Annotated in this window: 17 protein-coding genes, 1 pseudogene and 1 riboswitch; of the genes and pseudogenes, 9 read left to right on the top strand and 9 right to left on the bottom strand. The window is 74.0% G+C overall.

Translation table 11 applies throughout. From position 1 onward, the window contains the following. Window positions 1-2: 2 nt before the first annotated feature. The 6 genes from AB0D74_RS44935 to AB0D74_RS44960 all read right to left on the bottom strand — a co-directional run bounded on the left by AB0D74_RS44935 (window position 3) and on the right by AB0D74_RS44960 (window position 9,285). A complete protein-coding gene (locus tag AB0D74_RS44935; protein ID WP_362600387.1) occupies window positions 3-2,744 on the bottom strand; it encodes a SpoIIE family protein phosphatase in 2,742 nt (913 codons plus the stop codon). Window positions 2,745-2,825: 81 nt separating this feature from the next. Further along, window positions 2,826-5,333 (bottom strand): SpoIIE family protein phosphatase, encoded by a 2,508-nt coding sequence (locus tag AB0D74_RS44940; RefSeq protein ID WP_362600390.1) that lies wholly within the window; start codon window positions 5,331-5,333, stop codon window positions 2,826-2,828. Window positions 5,334-5,431: 98 nt separating this feature from the next. Beyond that, window positions 5,432-6,118 carry a 2-phosphosulfolactate phosphatase gene (locus tag AB0D74_RS44945; protein WP_362600393.1) on the bottom strand — a complete coding sequence of 229 codons (687 nt, stop codon included), beginning with the start codon at window positions 6,116-6,118 and terminating at the stop codon, window positions 5,432-5,434. 21 nt (window positions 6,119-6,139) lie between these two features. Next, the gene (locus AB0D74_RS44950; protein ID WP_362600396.1) at window positions 6,140-6,424 is read right to left on the bottom strand and encodes a YkvA family protein; all 285 of its coding nucleotides are present in this window, start codon (window positions 6,422-6,424) and stop codon (window positions 6,140-6,142) included. A 40-nt stretch (window positions 6,425-6,464) separates the two neighbouring features. Next, window positions 6,465-7,616 (bottom strand): hypothetical protein, encoded by a 1,152-nt coding sequence (locus tag AB0D74_RS44955; protein ID WP_362600399.1) that lies wholly within the window; start codon window positions 7,614-7,616, stop codon window positions 6,465-6,467. Window positions 7,617-7,920: 304 nt separating this feature from the next. Beyond that, window positions 7,921-9,285, bottom strand: coding sequence for an FAD-dependent oxidoreductase (locus tag AB0D74_RS44960; protein WP_362600401.1), 1,365 nt, complete (start codon window positions 9,283-9,285; stop codon window positions 7,921-7,923). Between the two features lie 247 nt (window positions 9,286-9,532). Here AB0D74_RS44960 and AB0D74_RS44965 point away from each other — a divergent pair, with 247 nt between their 5' ends. Beyond that, window positions 9,533-10,591 (top strand): NAD-dependent epimerase/dehydratase family protein, encoded by a 1,059-nt coding sequence (locus tag AB0D74_RS44965; RefSeq protein WP_362600404.1) that lies wholly within the window; start codon window positions 9,533-9,535, stop codon window positions 10,589-10,591. 45 nt (window positions 10,592-10,636) lie between these two features. Here AB0D74_RS44965 and AB0D74_RS44970 read toward each other — a convergent pair. After that, a pseudogene (locus AB0D74_RS44970) lies at window positions 10,637-10,990 on the bottom strand (C40 family peptidase); the annotation flags it as partial. A gap of 2,014 nt (window positions 10,991-13,004) precedes the next feature. Next, window positions 13,005-13,180: riboswitch (cyclic di-AMP (ydaO/yuaA leader) on the bottom strand. A gap of 407 nt (window positions 13,181-13,587) precedes the next feature. Here AB0D74_RS44970 and AB0D74_RS44975 point away from each other — a divergent pair. Further along, on the top strand, window positions 13,588-15,582 hold the full coding sequence (locus AB0D74_RS44975) for a DUF1996 domain-containing protein (protein WP_362600445.1): 1,995 nt from the start codon (window positions 13,588-13,590) through the stop codon (window positions 15,580-15,582). 9 nt (window positions 15,583-15,591) lie between these two features. Here AB0D74_RS44975 and AB0D74_RS44980 read toward each other — a convergent pair whose 3' ends face one another. Then, window positions 15,592-16,245 (bottom strand): lipoprotein, encoded by a 654-nt coding sequence (locus AB0D74_RS44980; protein ID WP_362600407.1) that lies wholly within the window; start codon window positions 16,243-16,245, stop codon window positions 15,592-15,594. A gap of 315 nt (window positions 16,246-16,560) precedes the next feature. On the opposite strand from AB0D74_RS44980, the gene AB0D74_RS44985 reads away from it, so the two are divergent. From AB0D74_RS44985 to AB0D74_RS45000, 4 genes are all read left to right on the top strand, one after another. After that, window positions 16,561-17,877 carry a lipase family protein gene (locus tag AB0D74_RS44985; protein WP_362600410.1) on the top strand — a complete coding sequence of 439 codons (1,317 nt, stop codon included), beginning with the start codon at window positions 16,561-16,563 and terminating at the stop codon, window positions 17,875-17,877. Window positions 17,878-18,042: 165 nt separating this feature from the next. Next, window positions 18,043-18,501 (top strand): NAD(P)H-dependent oxidoreductase, encoded by a 459-nt coding sequence (locus tag AB0D74_RS44990; protein ID WP_362600412.1) that lies wholly within the window; start codon window positions 18,043-18,045, stop codon window positions 18,499-18,501. A 102-nt stretch (window positions 18,502-18,603) separates the two neighbouring features. Then, the gene (locus tag AB0D74_RS44995; protein WP_362600415.1) at window positions 18,604-20,739 is read left to right on the top strand and encodes a hypothetical protein; all 2,136 of its coding nucleotides are present in this window, start codon (window positions 18,604-18,606) and stop codon (window positions 20,737-20,739) included. Window positions 20,740-20,766: 27 nt separating this feature from the next. Beyond that, entirely contained in the window at window positions 20,767-21,018 is a 252-nt protein-coding gene (locus AB0D74_RS45000) for a hypothetical protein (RefSeq protein ID WP_362600418.1), read from the top strand. A gap of 229 nt (window positions 21,019-21,247) precedes the next feature. Here AB0D74_RS45000 and AB0D74_RS45005 read toward each other — a convergent pair whose 3' ends face one another. After that, window positions 21,248-21,925, bottom strand: a complete 678-nt coding sequence (locus AB0D74_RS45005; RefSeq protein WP_362600421.1) for an ATP-binding protein — start codon at window positions 21,923-21,925, stop codon at window positions 21,248-21,250. 327 nt (window positions 21,926-22,252) lie between these two features. On the opposite strand from AB0D74_RS45005, the gene AB0D74_RS45010 reads away from it, so the two are divergent. The 3 genes from AB0D74_RS45010 to AB0D74_RS45020 all read left to right on the top strand — a co-directional run bounded on the left by AB0D74_RS45010 (window position 22,253) and on the right by AB0D74_RS45020 (window position 24,302). After that, the gene (locus AB0D74_RS45010; protein WP_362600424.1) at window positions 22,253-23,128 is read left to right on the top strand and encodes a helix-turn-helix transcriptional regulator; all 876 of its coding nucleotides are present in this window, start codon (window positions 22,253-22,255) and stop codon (window positions 23,126-23,128) included. Between the two features lies 1 nt (window position 23,129). After that, window positions 23,130-23,366 (top strand): DUF397 domain-containing protein, encoded by a 237-nt coding sequence (locus tag AB0D74_RS45015; RefSeq protein ID WP_177233215.1) that lies wholly within the window; start codon window positions 23,130-23,132, stop codon window positions 23,364-23,366. A 120-nt stretch (window positions 23,367-23,486) separates the two neighbouring features. Further along, window positions 23,487-24,302 (top strand): SAM-dependent methyltransferase, encoded by an 816-nt coding sequence (locus AB0D74_RS45020; RefSeq protein ID WP_362600427.1) that lies wholly within the window; start codon window positions 23,487-23,489, stop codon window positions 24,300-24,302. The last annotated feature ends 13 nt before the right edge of the window (window positions 24,303-24,315 follow it).

Raw genomic sequence — 24,315 nt, forward strand, 5'->3', positions numbered from 1 at the left:
GATCACGGCAGCGGCTGCTCCGCCCAGATGATCTTCCCGGCGGGCGTGTAGCGGGTGCCCCAACGCTCGGCCAGCTGCGCGACCAGGAAGAGGCCCCGGCCGCCCTCGTCGGTGCTCGCCGCGTACCGCAGGTGCGGGGAGGTGGTGCTGCCGTCGGAGACCTCGCAGATCAGCGTCCGGTCGCGCAGCAGCCGTACCCCGATCGGCGCCCGGCCGTGCCGGATGGCGTTGGTGACCAGCTCGCTGAGGACCAGCTCGGTGGTGAACGACAGCTCGTCCAGGTCCCACTCCGCCAGCTGCCGGGTCACCCGGGACCGCACCTCGGAGACGGCCGCCGGATCCGCCGGGACCTGCCATGCGGCGATCCGGTCCGCGCCCAGCGCCCGGGTCCGGGCCACGATCAGCGCCACGTCGTCGCTGGGGCGGGCCGGCAGCCGCTCCAGGACGGCCGCGCAGGTCTCCTCCGGGGTGCCGCCGGCCGCCGACTCCAGGGCGCCGGCGAGCAGTTCGAGCCCCTCGTCGATGTCCCGCTGCCGGTCCTCCACCAGACCGTCGGTGTACAGCACCAGGCTGCTGCCCGCGGGCAGCTCCAGCTCGGCCGTCTCGAAGGGCAGCCCGCCCAGGCCCAGCGGCGGACCGGCCGGCACGTCCGCGAACTCCACGCTGCCGTCCGGCCTGACCAGTGCCGGCGGCGGATGGCCGGCCCGGGCCACCGTGCAGCGCCGCGACACCGGGTCGTAGATCGCGTACAGGCAGGTCGCCCCGGTGATCGTGGCCGTGGTGTCCGCGTCGTCCGCCGGGGTCTCGTCCTGGTCGATGCGGCCCACCAGCTCGTCCAGCAGACCCAGCAGTTCGTCCGGCGGCAGGTCGAGGGCCGTGAAGTTGTGCACGGCGGTGCGCAGCCGCCCCATGGTCGCCGCCGCGTGCAGCCCGTGCCCCACCACGTCCCCGACCACCAGCGCCACCCGGGCCCCGGACAGCGGCAGCACGTCGAACCAGTCGCCGCCCACCCCCGACTGGGCCGGCAGATAGCGGTAGGCGATGTCCAGGGCACTCTGCGCGGGCAGCCTGCGCGGCAGCAGACTGCGCTGGAGGGTCACCGCCATGCTGTGCTCGCGCGTGTAGCGGCGGGCGTTGTCGATGGAGACGGCGGCGCGGGCCACCAGCTCCTCCGCGAGGGCCAGCTCCTCGGTGTCGAACGGGTCGGGCTTCTCCGAGCGGCAGAAGTTGGCGAGGCCCAGCACCATGTTCCCGGCCCGCAGCGGAACCGTGATCAGCGAGTGGATGCCGAATTCCAGGATCTTGCCGGTCAGCTCCTCGTCCTGGGCCCGCCAGCCGGGCGAGTCCCGCAGCCGCGGCTCGACGACGGACTCGCCGGTCTCCAGGCTGCGGCCCTGCGGCGAGGACGGCACGAACTGGAACCGCTCGCCGACCGGGTACAGCGGGGCGTCCTTGCGGATGCCGGTGCACGCCACCCGGCGCAGCGCGTCCCCGGGTTTGGGCTCCTCGCCCTTGAGGACCGCCTCGTACAGGTCGACGGTGGCGTAGTCCGCGAACCGCGGCACGGCCAGCTCCGCGAGTTCCTCGGCGGTGCGGGTGACGTCCAGGCTGGTGCCGATGCCCACCCCGGCGTCGTACAGCATGTTCAGGCGCTCGCGGGCCACCTCGGCGCGGCCGGAGAGGGCGCGCAGCTCGGTGGAGTCGCGCAGGGTGACGACGCTGCCGGGCGGGCCGCCGCGCACCTCGATGGGCCGCTGGTTGACGGCCAGCAGCCGGTCCTTGACCAGGTGCACCTCGTCGGTGGCGACCCGCCCGGAGGCGATCAGCGTCGCCGTCTCCGCGTCCAGGCCGAGGTCCAGGACCCGGCGGCGCTCGGCGTCCGCCGGCAGGTCCAGCAGGCGCTGCGCCTCGTCGTTGGCGAGCATCAGCCGGCCGTCGCCGCCGACGATCAGGACACCCTCCCGCACGGAGTGCAGCACCGCGTCGTGGTGCTCGTACATCCGGGTCATCTCGTCCGGGCCGAGACCGTGCGTCTGGCGCAGCAGCCGCCGGCTGACCAGCGCGGTGCCCGCCGTCGCCAGGGCCAGCGCCGCGGCGGCGGCGGCCAGCAGCAGCGGCAGCTGCTGGTCGGCGGTGCCGCCCACGTGCGCGGTGGTGATGCCGGCCGACACCAGACCCACCACCGTGCCGTTCGCGTCCCGGACCGGGACCACGGCCTGCACCAGCTCGCCTATGGTGCCGTGGACCTCCTCGCTGACGGTCCCGCCGGCCAGCGCCGGCCCGATGTTCCCCACGAACTTCTTGCCGATGCGGTCCGGCTTGGGGTGGGTGTACCGGATCCCTTCGGTGTTCATGACGACGATGAAGTCCACGCCCGTCGCCTTGCGGGCCGCCTCCGCCCGCGGCTGGAGCACCGCCGTAGGGTCGGGCAGCCGCAGCGCCGCCGCCGTGCCGGGGGCGTCGGCGAAGGTCTGGGCGACGGCCAGGGACCGGTTGCGGGCCTCCATGCTGCTGTCGTGCCGCACCTGGAGCACCAGCGCCAGCACCGCCGACACGATCAGCAGCAGCACGATCGCCACCTGCAGCACGAAGACCTGCCCCGCCACGCTGCGTCCGCTCAGCGCCGACCACAGCCGTCCGGACCGCAGGCGCCCCGGCCCGCCCGGCTCCCGCTGGGCGAGCGGCGCGCGCGGAGTCCCGGATCGGGACGGCCGAGTGTCGGACCGGCCGGGCTGACGGACCATGAGCTCATGTCTACACTGCCGGGCCCCGCGAGGCGAGAGCGTCCCCCGGGACAACCGGGCATATACCCCGTTGTGTCCCGGTCACCCCCTGCCCGCGGGCCCCTGGGGGCGGGTGGCGAGCAGCAGTGCCACGTCGTCCGGGCGGTCCGTGGCGTGCCGGGCCATGGCGGTCAGCCGGTCGGCCACCCCGGTGAGGGTACGGGCGCCGCGCGGCCCCGGCGCCGCCGAGGCCTCGGCCAGGGCCGCCGCCAGCGCCGCGATGCCGTCGTCGATGTCGGCGCCCGGCCGCTCCACCAGCCCGTCCGTGTACAGGGCGAGGATCGCGTCCGGTACCAGCTCCAGCTCGGTCACCGGATACCGGGCCCGCGGGTCCACGCCCAGGACGACACCGCCGGGTATCTCCAGGACGCGGGTGCGGCCGTCCGGGGCGAGCAGCAGGGGCGGCGGATGACCGGCCCGGGCGATCCGGACGCGTCCGGTGGCGGGGTCCAGACGCAGGTAGCAGCAGCTCGCGAACTGGCCCGGGTCGAGGTCGATGAGCAGCCGGTTGGTACCGCTCAGCACCTCGTCGGGCGGCCGGTCGCTGAGCGCGAACGCCCGGACCGCGCTGCGTAGTTGCCCCATGGTGGCGGCGGCCTGCACGCCGTGCCCCTGGACGTCGCCGATGACCAGCGCCAGGCCGTCGCCCGCCCCGACGACGTCGTACCAGTCGCCGCCCACGTCCATGCCCTGGGTGCCCGGCAGATACCGGCCCGCGGTCTCCACCCGGGGGTGCGCCGACAGTCGGCGGGGGAGCAGCGCCTGCTGGAGACCGCGGGCGAGGGCGGCCTCGCTGTCGTAGCGCCGGGCCTTCTCCATCGCGTGCGCGATCAGCCCCGCCAGCGCCATCAGGACCGTGCGCTCCTCGGTGCTGAAGCCGCGCTCCGTCTCGAAGCCGAGGATGCAGGTGCCGACCGGCCGTCCCGAGGCGATCAGTGGCAGGAAGGCGCGGGCGCCCACGTCGGCGTCCAGGGCGAGCCCCGGGTAGGTGTCCGCCAGGCGCCGCATCGACTCGAAGAACAGCGGCCTGCCGGTGGTGAGGGTCTCCACCCCGGGGATGTGGGCGTCCAGGCCGACGCCGTCGAACGGGGCGAGGAAGCCCGGCGGGAAGCCGTTCTCCCAGGCCAGGTAGAGATGCCGGTCCTGGAGCAGGTAGATGGCCAGCCGCCGGCCGCCGAACGCGGGGAGCAGCTCCTGCATCACCACCGCGGACACCTGCCGGGCGGTCACCGCGTCGGTCAGCGCGATCGCCAGGGCGATCGGCCGGTACAGCGGGGTCATCGACGGCCCGCCGGGGCCGCCGGGCCGCGCGGGCACGGGGGCCACGCCCGGCTGGGCCGCCGCGGGCAGGTGTACGGGCGGGTCGATCCGGTTGGCCGGGACGACCGTGCAGGTGACCAGGTCCGCGCCGGGATGCACGGACAGCGCGAGGAAGTCGGCCTCGGCGGAGTCCCCGCGCCGGACCTGGAAGTGCACCGGCCCGTGGGCGAGCAGCGCCCCGCGCCAGTGGTCGTCGTAGGACGGCCCGCCCAGCCAGGGCATCGCCTCCCACAGGGGCCGGCCGAGCAGCTCGGCGCGCGGCCGGCCGGCCAGCCGGACGACCGCCGGGTTGACGTAGCGGACGATCCCGGAGCGGTCCAGGCAGAAGACGCCCTCGGGGAGCAGGTCGGCCGCTCCGTCGGCGGCCGGGCCCGGGTCGACGACGATCCCGGAGACCAGCGACGGGTCGGCGGTGCCGGCCGGTGGCCACAGCTCAAGGAGGAGCGGGGCGCCGTCCGCGGCCCGCACCCGCAGCGGGGCGTGCGGCGGCTTGCCGGCCGCGGTCTCGTGCAGTGCGGTGAGGACGTCGTCGGCGTCGTCGGGCGTCACGGCCACCGCCAGCTCGGCGCCGGTACCGGGGAAGTCCTGCGGTGCCCGGCCGAGCAGGGCGTGCAGCCGGTCGTCCGCGTGCACCGCGGAGGTGGCCGGATCCCAGGTGAACCGGCCCACCCGGGCCGGCCCGGGCCGGGGCGCGGGCGGCCGTACGCACACCGGCTCGCCCTCCCAGGCGACCGCCGCGTCGCCCTCTTCGGCCACCAGCTCGCGCAGCCCGGTCCCCAGCCGCTCGGCCAGCCTGTACAGCCGGTCCAGGTCGGGCAGCTCGTCCACGGTGTCCGCGGTACCGGGAAGCAGCACGGTGAGCACCCCGAAGGACGGCTCCGCGCCGGGCACCGGCGTGTACACCGAACCGAACTGGAACGGCAGGCCCGCCGCGAACTGCGGATAGCGGCGCACCATCTCCGTGGCGCTGGGCAGCACCACCCGGACACCGAGCCGGTAGGCGTCCGCGACGGGGAACGGCCGGTCCATGTGCAGCCGCCACCAGGGCTTGAACAGCCGGCCGGGGAGCCCCACCAGGGTGGCCAGCCGCAGCAGCCCGGGGGTGTTGGAGCGCAGGTACACCCCGGCGACGTGGGCACCCGCCGCGCCCAGGGCGCCGGTCGACGCCTCGACCAGCAGCGCGGTCAGCCGCTCACGCGCCCGGCCCACGTGCTCGCCGCTCCCAGTCATCGGGTCCTGCCTCGTCCGCGCACCACCGGGTGGGTGACACAGCAAGAATGCGTCACGAGGACCCGAACCCGCACCCCCGCGGTCCGGCTCGGCCGGTCTCAGCCCGCCGCGACCGGCCGCAGCACCAGGTGACCGTCCTCCCGGCCGGCCGCCATGGCGAACGGGAAGGTGTCCGTCTCCAGGCACATCGGTACGTCCTCGGGGTGCACACCCTCCCAGCCGAGCCGCAGGCCCTCGGCGAGCCGTGCCGCCCCGCCGGAGTGCCGGGCCCGTTCCACGAACGGACCCGGGGCGACGGAGTCGCCGGCCGCCAGCGCGGCGATGTACTCGGCGCAGGCCAGATCCTCCTCGGCCCGCCCGCCGTCCCCGGTGACCACGAAGGTGACCGCCCCGGGCCGCTCGCGGCGCAGTACGGCGGCGGTGGCCCCGGCGACCACGAAGCTCGCGCAGAGCAGCAGCCGGGCTCCGGCGACGGCGAGCGCCCCGGTCGTGCCGGCGGTGGTCTTCTGCACGACCGTGCGGCCCGCGACGTCCAGCGCACGCAGCTGGGCCGGTGAGTTGGCCAGGTCGAAGCCGGGTACCACCGGGCCGTCCTGGAAGGCCAGCCAGCCGGGGTGACGGGCCTTCAACTCCCGTGCCTCGTCCAGGGTCTCGGCGAACACGATCCGCTCGGCGCCCTTGCGGAACGCCCAGGCCGCCACGGTGAACGCGCGCATCACGTCGACGACGACGGCGACCTCGGGCGTGGCGGACAGACCGGGGACACCGGTGAACGTGGCGCGCATGACCCCATCATGCCGGGTCGGTCAGAGTTCGGGCTCCTCCGCCGTCGGCAGGGCCGCGCGCATCGAGCGGAGGGCCAGGAGCAGGACGCCGATGTCGTCCAGGTAGATCGGGTCCGGCAGCAGGTCCGTGGGGAGCACCAGGTACAGGACGGCGCCCCAGAACACCCAGCGCGAGCCGGTCGGCAGGCCGGCCCGGCGCAGGGTGCGCCGGGTGCGGACCAGCCGTACGAGTACGGCGACGGCGCCGGCCAGCAGGGCCGCGGCGACGATCGCGCAGATCACGATCACGGTCGTGGTGGTGTCCATGGCTGTCCCGTCGTACGGCCCCGATCCGGCCCGGGGTCTCTCACTGGTCCGTCTTCCCGGTTTCGTCCCCGGGCATGGCCGCCGGTTCCGCGTTCTCCTTCGGGGACCGCAGTCCCTTGAAGGCGCGGGTCAACTGCTGGAGGGGGGAGGCGGGTTGCGGTGCCGGTGCGGCAGGGGCCGGAGTGTCGCGGAGGGCGGCGAGCGCCTCGTCGGCCCGCTCGGCGGCCTCCCGGTACAGGTCGCGGGACCTGGTCATGGCCTCCAGCGCCTCGGCGTACTGCGCGACGCGTTTCCGCTCACGCGCCAGCTCCTCCGCCGGCGTCATCAGGGTCCAGTTGTCCCGCAGATCCGCCAGCGCCTCCTCGGTGCCCTGCGGCGCGGGTTTCGGCAGCGCGGCGAACCGGCGCACGACGCCGATCAGCTCGGCGGGCTCCGAGCCGTCCAGGAAGACACTGCGGACCGCGTACTCCTGCGCGTCGTAGTCCGACGGCACCGGGTCCGGGGGCAGCAGCACGGCACCCCCGCGCGGGATCTCGACCCCGAGGTCGCGCAGCGCCCAGTTGACGGCACGGAACTGCTGGGGCGCGGCCCGGTGCTCCACGACGCGGTGCGCGAGGCCGGGCGGCAGCTGCCGGACCAGCGGCAGCCGGCCCAGCGCGTCGGGGGTCATCGCCTCGTGCACCACGAGGTTGACGCACCAGGCGTCCTTCGCGGCGTCCCGCAGCACCCGGCGCATGTCCTTGTCGTCGGCGGGCAGCGGGTTGACCGTGCGGAGCCTGACCCCCGCCACGGCCGGGAGGTAGTCCCAGGCGGCCTCGCCGCCGTCACCGGCCTCCTCGCCGTCGGGCCAGAACATCGCCGCCGGGGACGGCCAGGTCTCGTCCCAGGGCCGGTCGGCCTCGGCGACCAGCTGCCACTCCCGCCCCGCCTGCCGGCCCTGGAGGTCGGCGACGAGGGTCAGCCGGGCGCGCACCGTCACGGTGCCGTCGGCCACGCGCCAGCGGGCCTCCAGGACCTGCCGGGCGGAGTCCTCGGGCACGGGGGGTTCCGCGAAGTCGTCGAGGGCACCGGAGTCCTTTCGGCGGCGCAGGATCCTGCGGATCACCCCCTCGGAGTCCGGACCCGTGTGACGGCCGCGGGCGGCCCAGACGGTCGGCGGAAGGACGGCGCGGTCGGCGGTGGAGTTCGACATGGGCCAATCTGCTGGTGGGAGAGGAGTGCGTCCTCCAGTATCACCGCCCGGGAGCGTGTCTCCTAGGGCGGGGGCCGCCCGCGCGCGGCGAGTGCGCCCCGCACCCGGGGCGCGCACCGAGCGCGCCGGACGACACCGGTTCACCCGTGCCCCCGATCCGGCCGGTCCCGGAGAATGGTGCGGCGAACGGGGCCCGCCCGCCCATCCGCTTCGGGGCGGGCCCCGTTTCACCCTGCCGGGACGCACGGGAGGGGGGCCGACGGCAGTGCGTCGGCCCCCCTCTCGTCGGTCACGCCTCAGCGCCTCACGCGCCGCTCTCCCGGAGCATGTCCTCGCGCTCGACGAGCTTGACGCGCTCGCGGCCCTGCGGCTCGCCCAGCGCCTTCTCGGCGGCGTCCAGCCTGTACCAGCCCTCCCAGGTGGTGAAGCGGACCTCGCGCTCGGCGAGGAAGGCGTCCACGGCCTCCGGTGCGGGCGCCTCGGGGGTGTGCAGCCGGCCGCCCGCGTAGTCGTCCAGCAGGTTGGACACCGTCTCGTTGGCGTCGCCCTTGGTGTGGCCGATGAGGCCGACCGGGCCGCGCCGGATCCAGCCGGTGACGTACGTCGACTGCAGGTGGCTGCCGGACTCCTCGATGACCCGGCCGCCCTCGTCCGGGACGGTGCCCGACTCGATGTCCCAGGGCAGCTTGGGCAGCTTGTCGGAGAGGTAGCCGACCGCGCGGTAGACCGCGCCGAGCTCCCAGTCCTTGAACTCGCCGGTGCCCTTGACGTTTCCGGTGCCGTCCAGGGCGGTGCGCTCGGTGCGCAGGCCGGTGACCTTGCCGTCCTCGCCGAGGATCTCGGTCGGCGACTCGAAGAAGTGCAGGAAGAGCTTGTGCGGGCGGTCGCCGACGTCGCGGATCGCCCAGTTCTCCAGGGTCTTGGCGACCATGTCGGCCTGCTTGTTGCCGCGCCGGGTCTCGATCGAGCCGTCGTCGTAGTCGATGTCCTCGGGGTCGACGATGACCTCGATGTTGGGGGAGTGGTCCAGCTCGCGCAGCTCCATCGGGGAGAACTTCGCCTGCGCCGGGCCACGGCGGCCGAAGACGTGCACTTCGAGGGCCTTGTTGGCCTTGAGGCCGTCGTGGACGTTCGGCGGGATCTCCGTCGGCAGCAGCTCGTCGGCGGTCTTGGCGAGGATGCGGGCCACGTCCAGGGCCACGTTGCCGACGCCCAGGACCGCGACCTTCTCGGCCTCCAGCGGCCAGGTGCGCGGCACGTCCGGGTGGCCGTCGTACCAGGAGACGAAGTCGGCGGCGCCGTAGGAGCCGTCCAGCTCGATCCCGGGTATCCGCAGCTCGCGGTCGGCGGTCGCGCCGGTCGAGAAGATCACCGCGTCGTAGAAGGTGCGCAGGTCGTCGAGGCTGATGTCGGTCGGGTAGTCGACGTTGCCGAAGAGGCGGATCTGCGGCTTGTCGAGGACCTGGTGCAGGGCCGTGATGATGCCCTTGATGCGCGGGTGGTCGGGGGCGACGCCGTACCGGATCAGGCCGAACGGGGCGGGCATCCGCTCGAAGAGGTCGATGGACACGCCGGGCTCGGCGGCCACCGCGGACTTGAGCAGGGCGTCGGCGGCGTAGATCCCGGCGGGGCCGGCTCCGACGATGGCTACCCGCAGGGGGCGCGGCATGATCAGGTTCCCTTCGAGTGAGGACAGTCGATCTCGAACGGGAAGCCTAAACTAAGGCAGTCCTAAGTTAGTACGCGGGTCCGCTCTATGACCTCATAAGCCGATCTTATGAGGTGTATCGGGTGCGGCTTATGGCCGCCGGGGTGTCCTGGCCGCCTCCCGGTGCTTGGCGGGCGCCCGGCCCATGCACCACCCTGTCCTCTGCGGCGCACCGAGGCGCGGTGGCCGGAGGGCGAGGGGTGAGGGCGTGCAGGCACGCGGGGAGACGACCGTCGCGGTGACCGGCGGCAGCGGATTCGTCGGGAGCCATCTGGTGCGGCGGCTGCTGGAGCGCGGGTACCGGGTCCGTGCCACCGTCCGCCGCGCCTCCGACGGGGCGAAGGCGCGGCCCCTGTGGGAGCTCCAGGAGGCCTTTCCCGGCCGGCTCGCGCTCTTCGAGGCGGACCTGCTCCGGGACGGCTCCTTCGACGAGGCGTTCGCCGGCTGCGCGACCGTCTTCCACGTCGCCTCGCCGTTCCTGATGCCGGAACGGATCAAGGACGGCCGACGGGACGTGGTCGACCCGGCGCTGCTCGGCACCCGCAACGTGCTCGGCGGGGTGGAGCGCACGCCGGAGGTGACGACCCTGGTCCTCACCTCCACCGTGGGCGCGATCTTCGGCGACTACGCCGACGTCCGCGCGATGGCCGACGAGGTCCTGACGGAGAAGTACTTCAACACCACCAGCACGGTGGCGAACAACCCCTACCACTACGCCAAGACGGTCGCCGAGCGCGCCGCCTGGGACGCCGAGGCCGCCCAGGACCGCTGGCGCCTGGTCTCGATCAACCCCGGCCTGATCCTGGGGCCCTCCCTCACCCCCGCCTCCGAGTCCGGCAGCCTCTTCCTGCTCGACGAGCTGTTCAAGGGCTACTTCTGCTACGGCGCCCCGGACTTCAGCTTCACCACGGCGGACGTCCGCGACGTGGCCGACGCGCACATCGCGGCGGCGGAGAACCCGGCGGCCCGCGGCCGTTACATCGTGGCCAACGAGACGATGACGTCCTTCCACGAGATGGCCCGGATCATCCGCACCCGCCACCCCTGGGACCCGCGCCTGCCGCGCACCGCGCTCCCGCACGCGCCGGTACGGGTCCTGGGCCCGCTCTTCGGCCTGACCCAGGACTACATACGCAAGCATCTCGGCATCCGCTTCCGCGTCGACAACGGCCGCAGCGTCCGCGAACTGGGCCTCGCCTACCGGCCCGTCGAGGAGACCCTCCTGGACCACCACGAGAGCTGGCGCACCCGGCGGCGGAGGGTCTGATCCCGACCGCCGGGTGCAGGGAGGCCGGGGCCAGGGAGCCAGGGGTCAGGCCGGGCGGATCACCCGGTGGATCGCCGACTCCCCGGCGGTGTAGATCGACTCCTCGCGGATGAGCGCCCCGGGGCTCGGGGCGTGCACCATCGCGCCGCCACCCGCGTAGATCCCCACGTGACTGTCGTCGTCGAAGAAGAAGACCAGGTCACCGGGTTCGACGGCGGCCAGCGTGATCGGGGTGCCGGCCAGCGTCTGCTCCGCCGCGGTACGCGGCAGCGACACGCCTGCGGCGCGCCAGGCGGCCTGGGTCAGGCTGCTGGCGTCGTACGCCCCCGGCCCGGTCGCTCCCCAGACACACGGCCGGCCGATCTGCTCCCGCGCGAACGCCAGCGCCTTCATGGCCTTGCCCGGCTCGGCCCCGGCGCCCGGCTGGACGAAGGCGGCGGGGTCGGCGTAGACGCCGGGCGCCGGGGCGGCCGGGGCGGGCACGGGCGCGGCGACCTGCGCGGGTGCGGTCGGCAGGGGCGTGGTGGGGAGCGGGGCGGTGTAGACCGGTGCGGCCGGGGCGGGGGCGGCCGTGGGCATCGCCATGGCGGGCGCGGCGGCCATCATCGCCTCGGGCGACACGGTCATCGGGGCCGCCATCGGTGCCGCCGCAGGCGCTGCCATGGGGGACGGCATCGGGGCTGCCATCGGCATGGACATGGTCATCGGTGCGGGTGTCGCGGCGACGGGCGCTGCCATCGCCGTCGGCATGGCCGTGGTGGCGGCGTAGGCGTAGGCGCCGTCGGCGGGCTGCATACCTGCCGCGTAGGTGCCGTACATGTCGGCGGCGGGTGCCGCGGCGAAGGGCGCGGCAGGCGGCATGGGGGCCATCGGGGCCATCGGGGCCGCGGGGGCGACGGGGGCCGCCGCGGGGTAGGCACCGTTGGCGTAGGCGGTGTCGGCGGCGGCCTGGGGGATGTCGGCGTAGGCGGCGGGCGCGTTCGGCGACATGACCCGGAAGCCGCCGAGGTCCATCGGGCCGGGGGCCTGGGCGGGAGCGGCCGGGGGAGCGGCCGGGAAGACGCCGCCGCCGTTCATGGGGGCGGCGGTCGGGAAAGCGCCCGTGTTCGTGGGAGCCACGGTCGGGAAGACGCTCGTGCTCGCCATCGGGTCCGCGGTCGGCATGACGCTGGTGCTCGCCATGGGATCCGCCGTCGGGAAGGCGTTCGTGCCCATGGGATCCGCCGTCGGGAAGGCGTTCGTGCCCATGGGGTCCGCGGCCGGGAAGGTGCCCGCGTCGGCCGGGGTCGGCATCGGGAACGAGCCCGTGGCGCCCGGCGTCATGATGCGGAAGGAGCCGGAGTCCCCCGGGGACGGAGCCGGAGCCTGGGCGGCACCCGCGTCCCTGGCGGGCCCGGTCTGGTAGTTCCCGCCGCCCGGGCCGCCCGGGGTCATGACGCGGAAGCCGCTGGAGTCGGCCGCGGCCGGGGTGGGGGCGCTGTCGGCGGCTCCGGGGGTCATGACGCGGAAGCCGGTGGAGTCGGCCGCGGCGCGGGTCGGGGCGCTGTCGGCACCCCCCGGGGTCATGATGCGGAAGGTGCCGGTGTCCGACGGGGAGACGATCGGGATGCCGCCGGTCTCGGTCACCGCGGGGAGCGCGCGGGTGGCCGGACGGGAGTCGCCGCGGAAGGAGCCGCTGCCGGTGCGCTGGTTCGGTATGCCGACGGGAGGAGTCTGCCACGGCTGCGCCGGGGCCTGCCTCTCGGGCGTGGGCCAGGGGCTGGGCGCCGGCGGAGCGGCCTGGGCGACCGGGACCGGGACCGGCGCCGGGTCGAGGGCGGCGATCGCGCGCTGTCCGGTGCGCTGGGACAGCACCTCGCGCGCCTTGGCGAGCTTGAGCTGGTTCCTGGTCTTCGAGGCACCCGGCGTGGGCCGCTGCGGCCCGGCGGCGGGCAGCGCCCTCGGCGCACCCGAAGGCCCCGCGGGCAGCGCCCCGGCGGGCCCCGCCGTCAGTTCCAGCTTCGGGCGCGACGGCAGCTCGCGGACGACCTCGATCTCGCTCTGCGCGGACGGCCCCGCGGTCAGCTCCAGCCGGGCCGGACCGGAGTCCTCGAGCTGGCCGAGCAGGTCGGCGGCCATGGCGCTGACGGGCCGGCGCGGGCCGGGCCGGCCCGGCTGCCGGTCGGTGGGCAGCGCGGCCGGAACGCTCGGCCCCAGCCTGGAGCGCGCCCCCTCGAACCACTCCCGGGCGATGTTGTCGAGGCCCGGGTCGTCGCGACGGGGCCGTTTGAACAGCGGGACACCGCGTGAGCGCGAGCCTCCGCTCATCGCACGGGTGGCGTTGTAGTTCCCGGTGGCGTTCTCGGCCTGGTCGTAGAGGCTGTCGATCCGCTGTCGAACCTCGTCACGGCTTTCGGGCGCCATTGAGGGGTCGTGCTCCTTCCGTACTCCGCCTACCGGGTTAGCTGTCGGGTTCGGGCGGTCGAATCCGGAAGGCATGCCCTACGGCCGTTGTCCTCGTGGACGGTCGGCCGATTCACCCCAGTGATCGGTTGGGTCCCCGGCTCCGGATCCGCCCCTGAGGGGCACCGGACTCGGCGGAGGCCGCGCGGCCCGACGGGATTCGCCGGGGGGAGCCGAACGGCTTGCCCGTCAACTTAGCCAACTTGTGTCACTCGTGTGAAGGTTGAAGTGGCTAATGTCCGATACGTATTTGTGATGTTCGTCGTAGCGTTCGGAACTCGACCGTACGGCACGGCATTTCGCGCGCATCCAGTGCATTCGCAGGGTCACCGGGGGGTTGCCGTCGGTCGCGTTCCGCCCCTTCCGGGGCATCCGCTTCCTGTGAGGTCACCGTGAATTTCTGGGTCCGTTGAACACGGTGGCGCCGGCTGCCGTATTAGGCCGGGGATCTCCATGCCCGGCCGCCCACGACACGCAGGGGAACGACCTTGAGAAGCAACAGGCGCAGACGCCCGACCGGCGCACAACGCGCGACCTTCGCAGCGGTCGCCCTGATGCTCGGCGGCGGAGGACTCGTCGCGGTGAACGTCTATGCCTCGGCCACCGAGAACGGCGGCGGCCAGGACCAGGTCGCCACCGGCCAGGTGCTGTCCGCGCCCACGATCTACTGTCCCGACGTCGGCAGCCGGCTGACGGCGGTGCCCGACGGCGCCCGGGCCGACGTCGACCGTGAACTCGCCCAGCTGGACCAGCAGATCGCCGCCGCCTACCAGCAACTCACGCAGTCCGCCGCCGAGATCGAGCAGGACCCCGCCTTCGCCGGCCAGTCGATCATCGACCCGCTCAAGGAGAAGCGGTCCGAGTCGATCCAGCGCATCGCCGACGCCATCGGCCGCGAGGGCGACCGCCCGCAGGGCCTCGACGACCTCGCCGCCTGCACCCTGCGCTCCTCCGACCAGAGCGGCGGGCAGTCGGCGGCACCCCAGGACGGCGCCACCCCGAGCCAGGGCGGCCAGGGCAGCGCCGCGCCGAGCCAGGGGACCGGCACCGGCGCCGGCGGCCAGGGCGGCAACGGACCGGTCGCCGCCGACTACGCGGACATCACCTCCGTCCAGCCCGACGTCACGACCCCGGCCGAGCAGTCCGGCGGTTCCACGGGCACCTTCTCCTCCAGCTGCGGCGTCAACGCCAACGGCCTGTTCAACTCGGACAACGTGATCGTCGCGCCCGGCGTCTCCAACGGCGCCCACCACTTCCACGACTACATCGGCAACCAGTCCAACAACGCCTTCGCCAGCGACCAGGACCTCGCGAACGCCGACACCAGCTGCGCGGACCAGGGCGACAAGTCCACGTACTACTGGCCCGTGCTGCGGCTGCAGAACGGCAAGCAGGAGCGGGACGCCGACAAGCCGGGCGGCGGCACCGAGGGCAACGCCGGGCAGATCGTCACGGCGAAGGAGGTCACGCTGACCTTCGAGGGCAACCCCACCTCCAAGGTCACCGCGATGCCGCGGCTGCTGCGCATCATCACCGGCGACGCCAAGGCGTTCGTCAACGGCCCGGCCAACGCCAACGCCTCCTGGAGCTGCACCGGTTACGAGAACCGGCAACTCAAGGACAAGTACCCGCTCTGCCCCTCCGGCAGCGACGTCGTGCGCACGTTCAAGTTCCAGAGCTGCTGGGACGGCCGGAACATCGACAGCGCCAACCACCGTACCCACGTGGCGTTCGAGGGCCCCGACGGCAGCTGCCCGGCGGGCTTCCAGGCCATCCCGCAGCTGGTGCAGCGCATCGTCTACGCCGTGGACGCGCCGAGCCTCCAGGACGGCGGCCGTACGGTCCCGCTGTTCGCGGTGGACTCGTTCCCCGAGCAGCTGCACAAGCCGGTCACCGACCACGGGGACTTCATCAACGTCTTCGACGAGAGCCTGATGCGGAAGATGGTCGACTGCATCAACTCCGGCCGGACCTGCGGGGCGGGCGCCGACGAGCAGCCGCCGTCCCAGAGCGCGGAGCCGTCCGGGCCGAGCGACACCGCGAGCCCGGTCGAGCCGCCGGCCGAGTCGCAGAGTGCCGAGCCGTCCGAGCCGGCGACCCAGCAGCCGCCGTCCGAGCAGCCCCCGGCCGACCAGCCCTCGTCCGAGCCGCCGGCCGGCACCCCGGCCACCGAGACCGCCACCGCACCCGGCTCCGGCTCCGGCTCCGGCGGCAGTGAGCTGCCGAGGGTCTACGCGACTCCGTCGCCGAAGAAGACGTCGACCACGAAGTCGTCCGGCGGCGGTGTGATCAGCGAGCCGACCCAGCGGCCCGACACCGAGGCGCCCGCCGCCGGCGACACCGCCGCGCCGACCGGCACCGCGGTCGCCGCCCCGGCCGGTCAGCAGACCCCGGGCACCGGTTCCGGGACGGAGCCCCAGACCGAGCCCCAGGCCGTCCAGGGCGGTCTCGCCGAGACCGGCGCCCACCTGTGGCCCGCGGTCTTCGGCGGCCTGCTGCTGGCAGCCGGGGCCGCGTTGCTCTGGCGCACCAAGCGGAACCGGATCTGACAGGCCCTCTCACCTGCTGCGCAGTGTGTCCTGGGCGAGCTCGAACGCGGGGAGCATCTCGTCGTGCTCCGCGCTGTCGAGCCCGCCCAGGTGCAGGACGACGGGGCCCTTCGAGGTGACCACGGCGAGCGCGGACTCCTTCTTGGTCTCCTCCAGCAGCTTGCTGTTGTACAGGTAGTCGACCCGGATCCCGGAGAGACCGCCCGCGGTGAAGGTCCGGTACGTCGCCCCGCTCGTGTTGCGCTCGGCGGCCACGAACGCCCGGAGCACGGCGCGCGCGTCGCCGCTGCCGGGCCGGCCGGTCCACGCCCTCAAGAAGCCGATGTTCCCGGCCGGTTTGGCGTCGACCTCGCAGACCATGGTCACCGGGCCCTGGCGCAGCAGGCCGTCTACGACCTCCTCGGTGATGTCGTTGTCGGTGCCGGCCGAGGCGACGGCGGCGAGGTCGTCGACGGCCTCTGCCTTCCAGCCCCTGGCGATGTCGAACACCACCGGCAGCTCGCAGGCCGAACCGGCGGCGCCGATCGAGCCCCCGCGCTGCGCCGCCGCACCGGACGCGTGACCCGACTCGGTCACCTCGACGGCGCGCGGCGTGGCGCCGCATCCCGCAAGCAGCGCCACGAACAGCCCGGTCAGCGCCACTCTGCCCCCGTGAGTCCCCACCCTTTACCTCCCCTTGGTACGACGCAGGGCGGTCACTCTAACCGAGGGCGCCGACACCGTCGTACGCGAGCGGTGCGGGCGGGTAGGGGAGCGGTGCGGGCGTGTACGCATGCGGGGCGGATGATCCCGGTTGACGGCGCGTCACATTACTGAACCGTAACCTACTCGGCGGTACCGCCGGTAACCCCCGCTCGTTACCGTCGAGGGGAGCCGCCATGTGTCCCGGCTGCCGCACCGGGACCGCCGTCACCCGGCATCGCCCGGGTCCCCACGCACCACCTCCCACGTCCACGCACGTCCAGGAGGTCCCTCCCCATGCCCGTACGCGTTCGCCTGCTGGCCGCCGCCGTCGCCGCTGCCGCCTGTCTCTGCCTGCAGACCCTGCAGGCCACGGCCTCCCAGGCGGAGGTCTCGCGGGGCGTCACCATCCCCGCCTTCTACGACCCGCCGGCCTCCCTGCCCACGGCCGACGGCGCCCTCGTCCGCACCCAGCCCCTCCCGCTGGCCCTGAGCCTGCCGAGCCTGTCCGGCCCGCTGCCCGCCACCGCGACCCGGCTGATGTACAAGTCCACCGACTCGGCGGGCGACCCCGTCGCCGTCACCGGCGCCTACCTGGAGCCCACCGCCCCCTGGCTCGGCCCCGGCGCCCGCCCGCTGGTCGCGCTGGCCCCCGGCACCATGGGGCAGGGCGACCAGTGCGCCGCCTCCATGGGCCTGCAGTACCCGCTGCTCCTCAACGGCCGGACGGTGTCGGTGGGTTACGAGGACCTGTCGATCTACCGGCTGCTCACCGAGGGCGTCGCGGTCGTCGTCACCGACTACGTGGGACTCGGCGCCACGGACCGGCTGCACACCTACGTCAACCGGCTCGACGGCGCCCACGCCGTCCTGGACGCCGTACGCGCCGCCCGCAACCTCCCCGGCACCTCGGTCACCGCGGCCTCGCGGGTCGGCCTGTTCGGCTACAGCCAGGGCGGCGGCGCCACCGCCGCTGCCGCCGAGCTCCAGCCCGCCTACGCCCCGGACATCACCCTCGCCGGCAGCTACGCCGGGGCGCCGCCCGCCGACCTGACCGCCGTCACCGCGGCCATCGACGGCAGCGACCTGGCCGGCGCCCTCGGCTGGGCGGTCAACGGCTTCGTCCAGGCCGACCCGGCGCTGGCACCGATCGTCGACGCCCACCTCGGCGCGGCCGGCCGCGCCGCCCTCGCCGACCTGTCGACGATGTGCGTCGGCGACGCGCTCCTCGCCTACGGTTCCCAGCACAGCACCGCCTGGACGAACGACGGCAGCTCCCTCTCCGAGGTCGTCGCCGAGGAGCCCGCGCTCCAGGCCTTCCTGGACGGACAGCGCATCGGCAGGACCGCGCCGGCGAGCCCGGTCCGGCTGGCCACCGGCGTCAGCGACGACCTCGTCCCGCACGCGCAGGCCCGGCAGCTCGCCGTCGACTGGTGTGCCGAGGGCGCGGACGTCACCTACGTGCCGGTGCTCCTGCCGGACGCGGGCCGCGCCCTGCTGAACCACCTGGAACCCCTGCTCACCGACCAGGGCGACGCCGTCGCCTGGCTCACCGCCCGCCTCTCCGGCCTGCCGGCCGGCTCCAACTGCTGGAGCCTGCCCGTCCAGCCGTGACCGTCCAGCCGTGACTGTGCTGCCTTGCCCGTACGGCCTTGCCCGTACAGCCCTGACCGTGCTTCCTTGCCCGCACGGCCGTGACCGTGGGGCCCCGCCCCTACAGCCCCGGGCGCCGCCCGTCGCCGTTTGCCGTCGGCGGGCACCGCAGGGCAGGGTGCCGGTGTGCCCACCTTGCTGATCGTCCACCACACCCCGTCACCGCACTGCCAGGCCATGTTCGAGGCCGTGGTCTCCGGGGCGACCGCCCCGGAGATCGAGGGCGTCCGGGTCGTGCGCCGGGCGGCGCTGTCCGCCACCGCCGCCGACGTGCTCGCGGCCGACGGATACCTCCTCGGCACCCCGGCCAACCTCGGTTACGTCTCCGGCGCGCTCAAACATTTCTTCGACCAGGTCTACTACCCGTGCCTGGACGAGACGCGCGGCCGGCCCTTCGGCGCCTACGTGCACGGCGGCAACGACGTCACCGGCGCCCTGCGCGCCCTCGACTCCCTCACCACCGGCCTCGGCTGGCGCCGGGCGGCCGAACCGGTCACGGTGACCGGCGAGCCCGGCAAGGCCGACATCGAGGCGTGCTGGGAACTGGGCGCGACACTCGCCGCCGGTCTCACCGCCGACGCCTGAGCGGTCTCCGGGCGCAGGTCACCCGGACGGACGAAGGTGCGGGCGCCGGAGCCAGGGCACACGATGGGAGCAGGCCGTGTCGTCGATCCGAGGGAGCGTCGGATGGCAGCGCAGCGGCGTGCCTGCGGGCCGCCCGCGGCGGAGATGCTGCGGGAGTGCGCCCGTGACGTGGTGGCCGTCGCCGAGGGCATCCGCGAGGTCTCCGCACGGACCAGCTCCGTCCTGTTCGCCCCGGCGCTGACGGGTTCCGCGCGCCGCCGCCCGCGCACCGGCCTGGCCGCCCGCTGGGCGCTGCTGCGGACGCTCACCAACCGGCAGGGTCTCGGCGGCTCGGCGATCGTCGCACCGGACGGCGTCGGCCATCTGCTCGGCGCGGCCGGGGAGGCGCTGGGCCGGCAGAGCCTGGCCGCGCTGGTGGCGGTCACCTCGCTGCGGCTGAGGATCGCCGCCGTGCTCCTCGACCACCCGGAGTTCGGGCGCGACCCGGGCATGCGCCGGCTGACGGACGCGGTCACCGCCGACCACGACCCGGAGGCGGCCGTCCGCGCGCTGCGCGCCCTGTTCAAGGACGAGGACGCGCAGCGCCCGCTGTCGGCTCTCGCCCCGATCCTGGCGGAACTCCTCGCCGTCCGGGGCCTGTTGGACGAGGACCCGCTCAGCGACGACACTGCCTGGGCGCTGGCCGCCGGCCGGGCACTGACCGCGGGGTCGGTCCGGGGCCTCGACGCCTCCCACCTCGCCGTCGCGGACCAGGGCGCGGGCGCCGCGCAGGCCGTCGAACTCTCCGCCCGGGAGGCGGTGTCCCTCGCCACCGAGGGCTCCTTCCTCGGCTTCCTGCGCAACATTGACGCGCTGGCCGGCGACACCCGCGTCCTCGTCCAGGAGGTACGCGGCCCCGACGGCGTGCTCCGGTACGTCGTCCAGGCGCCCGGCACGGCTCCGGGCCGCCCCCGCGAGGACTCCCCGCAGGACTTCGCCGGCGCCTGGCGCAACCTGTTCCTGACCGACTCGCCGTACGCCCGCTCGATCCTGCTGGCGATCCGGGACCACGGCATCCCGCGCGGCGCCGACCTCGCGCTGGTCGGGCACGGCGAGGGCGGGATCGCGCTGCTGAACCTCGCGCAGGACGACGAGTTCTGCCGCGCCTACCGGGTCACCCACGTGGTCGCCGTGGGCGCGCAGGCCGACGACCGCAGGCCCGCCGACCCGCGCACCTGGGTGGCCGGCATCACCAACCGGTACGACATCGTCCCGCTCCCGGACGGTCCCGGCGCCCCGCACCCCAACCGGTACCGGGTCGACTACACCGGCCCCACCCGAGAGTTCCCGCGCTGCCACCTGCTCCGCGTGTACATCGACCACCTGGAGACGGTGATCCCGCAGGCCCGGGCCGACGTCGACCGGGCCCTCGCCGCCTACCGGGGTCCGGTCGAACGCACCCGTGTCTACCGGCTCAGGGACCGCGGCCGTCCGCCCGAGGGCTACCCGTTCCTGGCCGTCCCCACCACCGGCCTCGCCACCTCGGCGGGCCCGGTCGACGTGCCGGTGCGCTACTACGACTCCTCCGCCGCGCACCTGTGCTTCCCGGTCGACACCGACGTGGCCCGCAGCCTGCTGCCCGACGTCGCCTGGATGGTCCCCACCCGGCTCGGCCGCCGCGCCCTCGCCGTGCTCTCCCTCTACGAGCACCGCTGCACCACCATCGGCCCCTACACCGAACTCGGCCTGTCGGTGCTGGTCGACGACCTGTGGCGACCGCACGCCTACGATCTCGCCGCGGACCTGCTGCGCCGGGCCGACCTGCGGCGCACCGGACGGTACGTGGTCGCGCTCGCCGTCGGCACGGAGGAGGCGCGGGCGGTGGCCGAGGAGCTGTGGGCCCAGCCGGCCGTACGCGGCTCCGCCGACGTCGAGCTACAGGGGCGGGAACTGCGCGTGCACGCACCCGAGTTGGGTGTCTCGGTGGAGGGCCGCCCAGGTCCGGGTGCCCGCTGCCCCGAGGCGGACTGGGTGCTCTACGGGCGCCGCGGCGAGAGCACCGTCCGCACCCTGGTCCGCGCCCACGGCAGACCGCGCGTCCATGCCCGGCCCCGGCTGCGGCTGCGCCTTGACGGCGCCCACGGGACGCTCGCGAGGCACCTCCAGATCCTCGAACTCGATGCCGTACGGCCGGGGTTCGTCCTGACCAGCCCGCGGTTCGTGGCCCACAGAAGCGCCGGCGCGGTGCTGCCGCGCTAGGCATCCCTCCGAGTGCAGGTGAGCCCCATGGCGACCGAATCCCGTCCCGTCACCGCCGCCCCCGAGCTCCTCGCGTACGTGGACGGTCTGAGGGCCGACGCGGACCGGATGGACGGCTACGCCGAGCGGCTGCGCGGGGCCGCCGAGCGGCTGGGCGACCGTGCCGGGGCGCCGGAGTGGGGCGGCGCCGATCTGGAGCGGCAGGCGACGGCCTGCGTGACCGCGGCGATACAACTGCGGGCGGCGGCCACCGCGTTGCTGGCCCACGCGGCGGAGTGAACGGCAACCCGTGGCCGGTGCCGGGACGATCGGCGAGCGGCGGATCGACGACACGGCGGATCGATGACTCCGTGCATCGGTCGTGCGGCGGATCGGTCACGCGGCGCGGCCGGAACGAGCGGGTCCCGGCCGCGGTGGGGTGCGGGCGGATCAGCCCGCCGGAGCGGTGTGGGGTTGGTCCGGGCCGGGTTTGGGGCGGGTGCTGGTCCAGGACGGGTCGGCGGCGGGGTCAGGAGTGGGGGGACGGTCCATGGGGCGGGGGGCCTCCTGAGGTGCTGGGGGTGTGGAGCGGTGCGTCCGGTGCCGTCGACAGCTCGGCCCAGACGACGCGGGCGGAGGGCCGTCCCTCCGGCGCTGCCGTGACGCCCCAGTCGAGACTGAGGGCGTCGACGAGGAACAGGCCGCGCCCGTTCTGCTCGTCCGGTCTGGCCCGCCGGGGTGCCGGGAGCGCGATGCTCCCGTTGTTCTGGTCCTCGACCTCGATGCGGATCCGGTCGGCGCCCGCGTGCACCCGGCAGACGATCCGTCGGCCGGCCGAGTGCACGATCGCGTTGGTGACCAGTTCCGAGGTCACCAGGACCGCGTTGTCGCGGGCCTCCTCGCCGACGCCCCACGAGTCGAGCAGCTCGCCCACGCTCCGGCGGGCGTTGCCCACCGCGCGGGGCGTCGGCGCCAGGTCGAAGACCCGGCTGTGCAGGGCGGAGCGGTCCCCGGAGGCGAACCGGTCGAGGCCTTGCGGCCCAGGGAGTCGACCGAGGCGTTCGCCTCCGGGTGGTCTGGGGACGCCCGTCGCGTCCGACGGGCGGTACGGGCCTTCGGCGGCGGCCGTCAGGGCCGGCCGGGGCAGACCGGGTATGCGGTCCTCGGGCAGTCGGTCGAGCGGCTGGGGGAGAGAGGGCGGGGCCATCGCCGTGCGCCTTTCGTCCGGCTTCGCAGCGTGGGGGCTGATCGGTCGCAATCCGTCCCGGGCCGCTCGGGGGCAGACGACGACCCGTGCCTGGGCGGCGCCGGGCCGCAGCTCAGTTTCCCCCAACTGGACTGCTTCGCCTGCTCCTTGGTCGGCCGGAGCAGTGACTCCACTTTGGCATCTGCCAACATCGCCTCGCAACCAGCAAGTTGAAAATTGCAAGAAGCGAAGTGCATGCTGCTCCCGGCAGGAAGTGATCGAACGAGTCCGTGAACGATCACGAGTACGTGAGACGGTGACCCTGAAACCTGGTGGAGGGGGTAGGGCGTGACCTCGGAGACCGACTGGGGCGGAGCCCCGTCCGTCCTGCGCATGATCCTCGGCCGGCAGCTGGAGGAGATGCGGACCCGGGCCGGCCTGACCTACGAGCAGGCAGCCGCCGCGATCGGGGTCAGCCACTCCACGATCCGCCGGATGGAGGCCGCCAAGGTGGCCCGGCTCCGGCTGGCCGACGCCGAGAAACTGTTGCAGGTCTACGGCGTGACGGACCGCCAGGAGGTCGACACCTTTCTGCAGTCGGTGCGTGAGGCCAACAAGCGCGGCTGGTGGCACACCTACCGTGACGTGATGCCCGACTGGTTCGCCGCGTATCTGAGCCTGGAACAGGCCGCGTTGCAGATCCGCGCCTACGAGAACGAGTTCGTGCACGGCCTGTTGCAGACCCGCGCGTACGCCGCCGCCCTGCTCGGCGCCGGCAACCCGCACGCGCCGGGCGAGGCGACCGAGCGCATGGTGGCGCTGCGCATGCGCCGCCAGGAGCTGATCACCCGGCCGGCCCCGCCGCGGCTGTGGGTCGTGATGGACGAGACGGTGCTGCGCTGGCCGGTCGGCGGTGCCGAGGTCATGCGGGCCCAGATCGACCATCTCATCGAGATCAACCGGCTCCCCAACGTCACCTTGCAGATCATGCCGTTCGCCAACGGCCCGCACCCCGCCATGCGCGCCGGTGCGTACCACCTCTTCCGGTTCAAGGCCCCCGAGCTGCCCGACATCGTCTATCTCAACGGCCTGGTGGGCGCTGTCTACCTGGACAAGAGCGACGACGTCGTGGTCTATCGCGAGGCCCTGGACCGGTTGGGCGCCCAGGCGGCGCCCGCCAGAAAGACCGAGGCGATCCTCGGTGCGATTCGCAAGGAGCTCTGACGTGCACCACCCCATACGCAACGGCATCCCGTCCCGGCAACTCGGCGCGCGCGGCTGGTCCAAGCCGTGGAGCGACGACGCCGGCGGCGCCTGCGTCGAAGTGAAGAAGCTCGCCGACGGCCGGGTCGCGGTACGCCAGTCGACCGACCCCGACGGACCGGCGCTGGTCTTCACACCCCGTGAGATGACGAGTTTCCTGTCCGGTGTGAAGGCGGGTGACGCCGACTTCCTGATGTGATCGGATTTCCCGGAACTTCCTTGCTATAGCTGATCGTTCAACCAACCCCCCACCTCCGACGCACCACCGCGCAGCCCCCCGAACACCCCCGCATCCCTCACCTGAATGGGAGACACGGCGTTGCCCGACAACGGATGGCCGGCCGACCGCATCGACACCGAGAACGCGCACTCCGCACGGATCTACGACTACATCCTGGGCGGCAAGGACTACTACCCCGCCGACCAGGAGGCGGGCGACGCGATGTCCCGGGAGTGGCCCGCGCTCCCGATCCACATGCGTGCCAACCGCGACTGGATGAACCGCGCCGTGCGCTGGCTCGCCGAGGAGGCGGGGATGCGCCAGTTCCTGGACGTCGGGACCGGCATCCCCACCTCCCCCAACCTCCACGAGATAGCCCAGGCGGTCTCCCCGGACTCCCGGGTCGTCTACGTGGACAACGACCCCATCGTCCTCACCCTGTCCCAGGGCCTGCTCTCCAGCACGCCCGAGGGCCGGACGGCGTACATCGAGGCCGACTTCCGCGACCTGACGGACCTCTTCGAGGCCCCCGAGCTGCGCGAGACCCTCGACCTGGACAAGCCGGTCGCCCTCACGGTGATCGCCATCGTCCACTTCATGCTCGACGCGGACGACGCGGTGGGCGTCGTGCGGCGGCTGCTCGAACCGCTGCCGTCCGGCAGCTACCTGGCGATGTCCATCGGCACCGCCGAGTTCGCGCCCGACGAGGTGGGCCGGGTCGCCCGCGAGTACGCGGCCCGCAACATGCCGATGCGACTGCGCACCATCGACGAGGCCGACGAGTTCTTCGAGGGCCTGGAGCTGGTCGAGCCGGGCATCGTCCAGGTGCACAAGTGGCACCCGGACGGCACCGGCGAACAGGGCATCCGCGACGAGGACATCGCGATGTACGGAGCGGTCGCCCGCAAGCCGTAGCACGGGTTCCGTG

Origin of the sequence: Streptomyces sp. NPDC048278 (genome assembly GCF_040652195.1) — a bacterium.
Lineage (GTDB): Bacteria > Actinomycetota > Actinomycetes > Streptomycetales > Streptomycetaceae > Streptomyces.

What these genes read in the sequence shown, in the direction of transcription:
- AB0D74_RS44935 (WP_362600387.1), bottom strand. Translation starts at nt 2,744, where the DNA reads ATGGTCCGTCAGCCCGGCCGGTCCGACACTCGGCCGTCCCGATCCGGG.
- AB0D74_RS44940 (WP_362600390.1), bottom strand. Translation starts at nt 5,333, where the DNA reads ATGACTGGGAGCGGCGAGCACGTGGGCCGGGCGCGTGAGCGGCTGACC.
- AB0D74_RS44945 (WP_362600393.1), bottom strand. Translation starts at nt 6,118, where the DNA reads ATGCGCGCCACGTTCACCGGTGTCCCCGGTCTGTCCGCCACGCCCGAG.
- AB0D74_RS44950 (WP_362600396.1), bottom strand. Translation starts at nt 6,424, where the DNA reads ATGGACACCACCACGACCGTGATCGTGATCTGCGCGATCGTCGCCGCG.
- AB0D74_RS44955 (WP_362600399.1), bottom strand. Translation starts at nt 7,616, where the DNA reads ATGTCGAACTCCACCGCCGACCGCGCCGTCCTTCCGCCGACCGTCTGG.
- AB0D74_RS44960 (WP_362600401.1), bottom strand. Translation starts at nt 9,285, where the DNA reads ATGCCGCGCCCCCTGCGGGTAGCCATCGTCGGAGCCGGCCCCGCCGGG.
- AB0D74_RS44975 (WP_362600445.1), top strand. Translation starts at nt 13,588, where the DNA reads ATGCTCGGCGGCGGAGGACTCGTCGCGGTGAACGTCTATGCCTCGGCC.
- AB0D74_RS44985 (WP_362600410.1), top strand. Translation starts at nt 16,561, where the DNA reads ATGCCCGTACGCGTTCGCCTGCTGGCCGCCGCCGTCGCCGCTGCCGCC.
- AB0D74_RS44995 (WP_362600415.1), top strand. Translation starts at nt 18,604, where the DNA reads ATGGCAGCGCAGCGGCGTGCCTGCGGGCCGCCCGCGGCGGAGATGCTG.
- AB0D74_RS45000 (WP_362600418.1), top strand. Translation starts at nt 20,767, where the DNA reads ATGGCGACCGAATCCCGTCCCGTCACCGCCGCCCCCGAGCTCCTCGCG.
- AB0D74_RS45005 (WP_362600421.1), bottom strand. Translation starts at nt 21,925, where the DNA reads ATGGCCCCGCCCTCTCTCCCCCAGCCGCTCGACCGACTGCCCGAGGAC.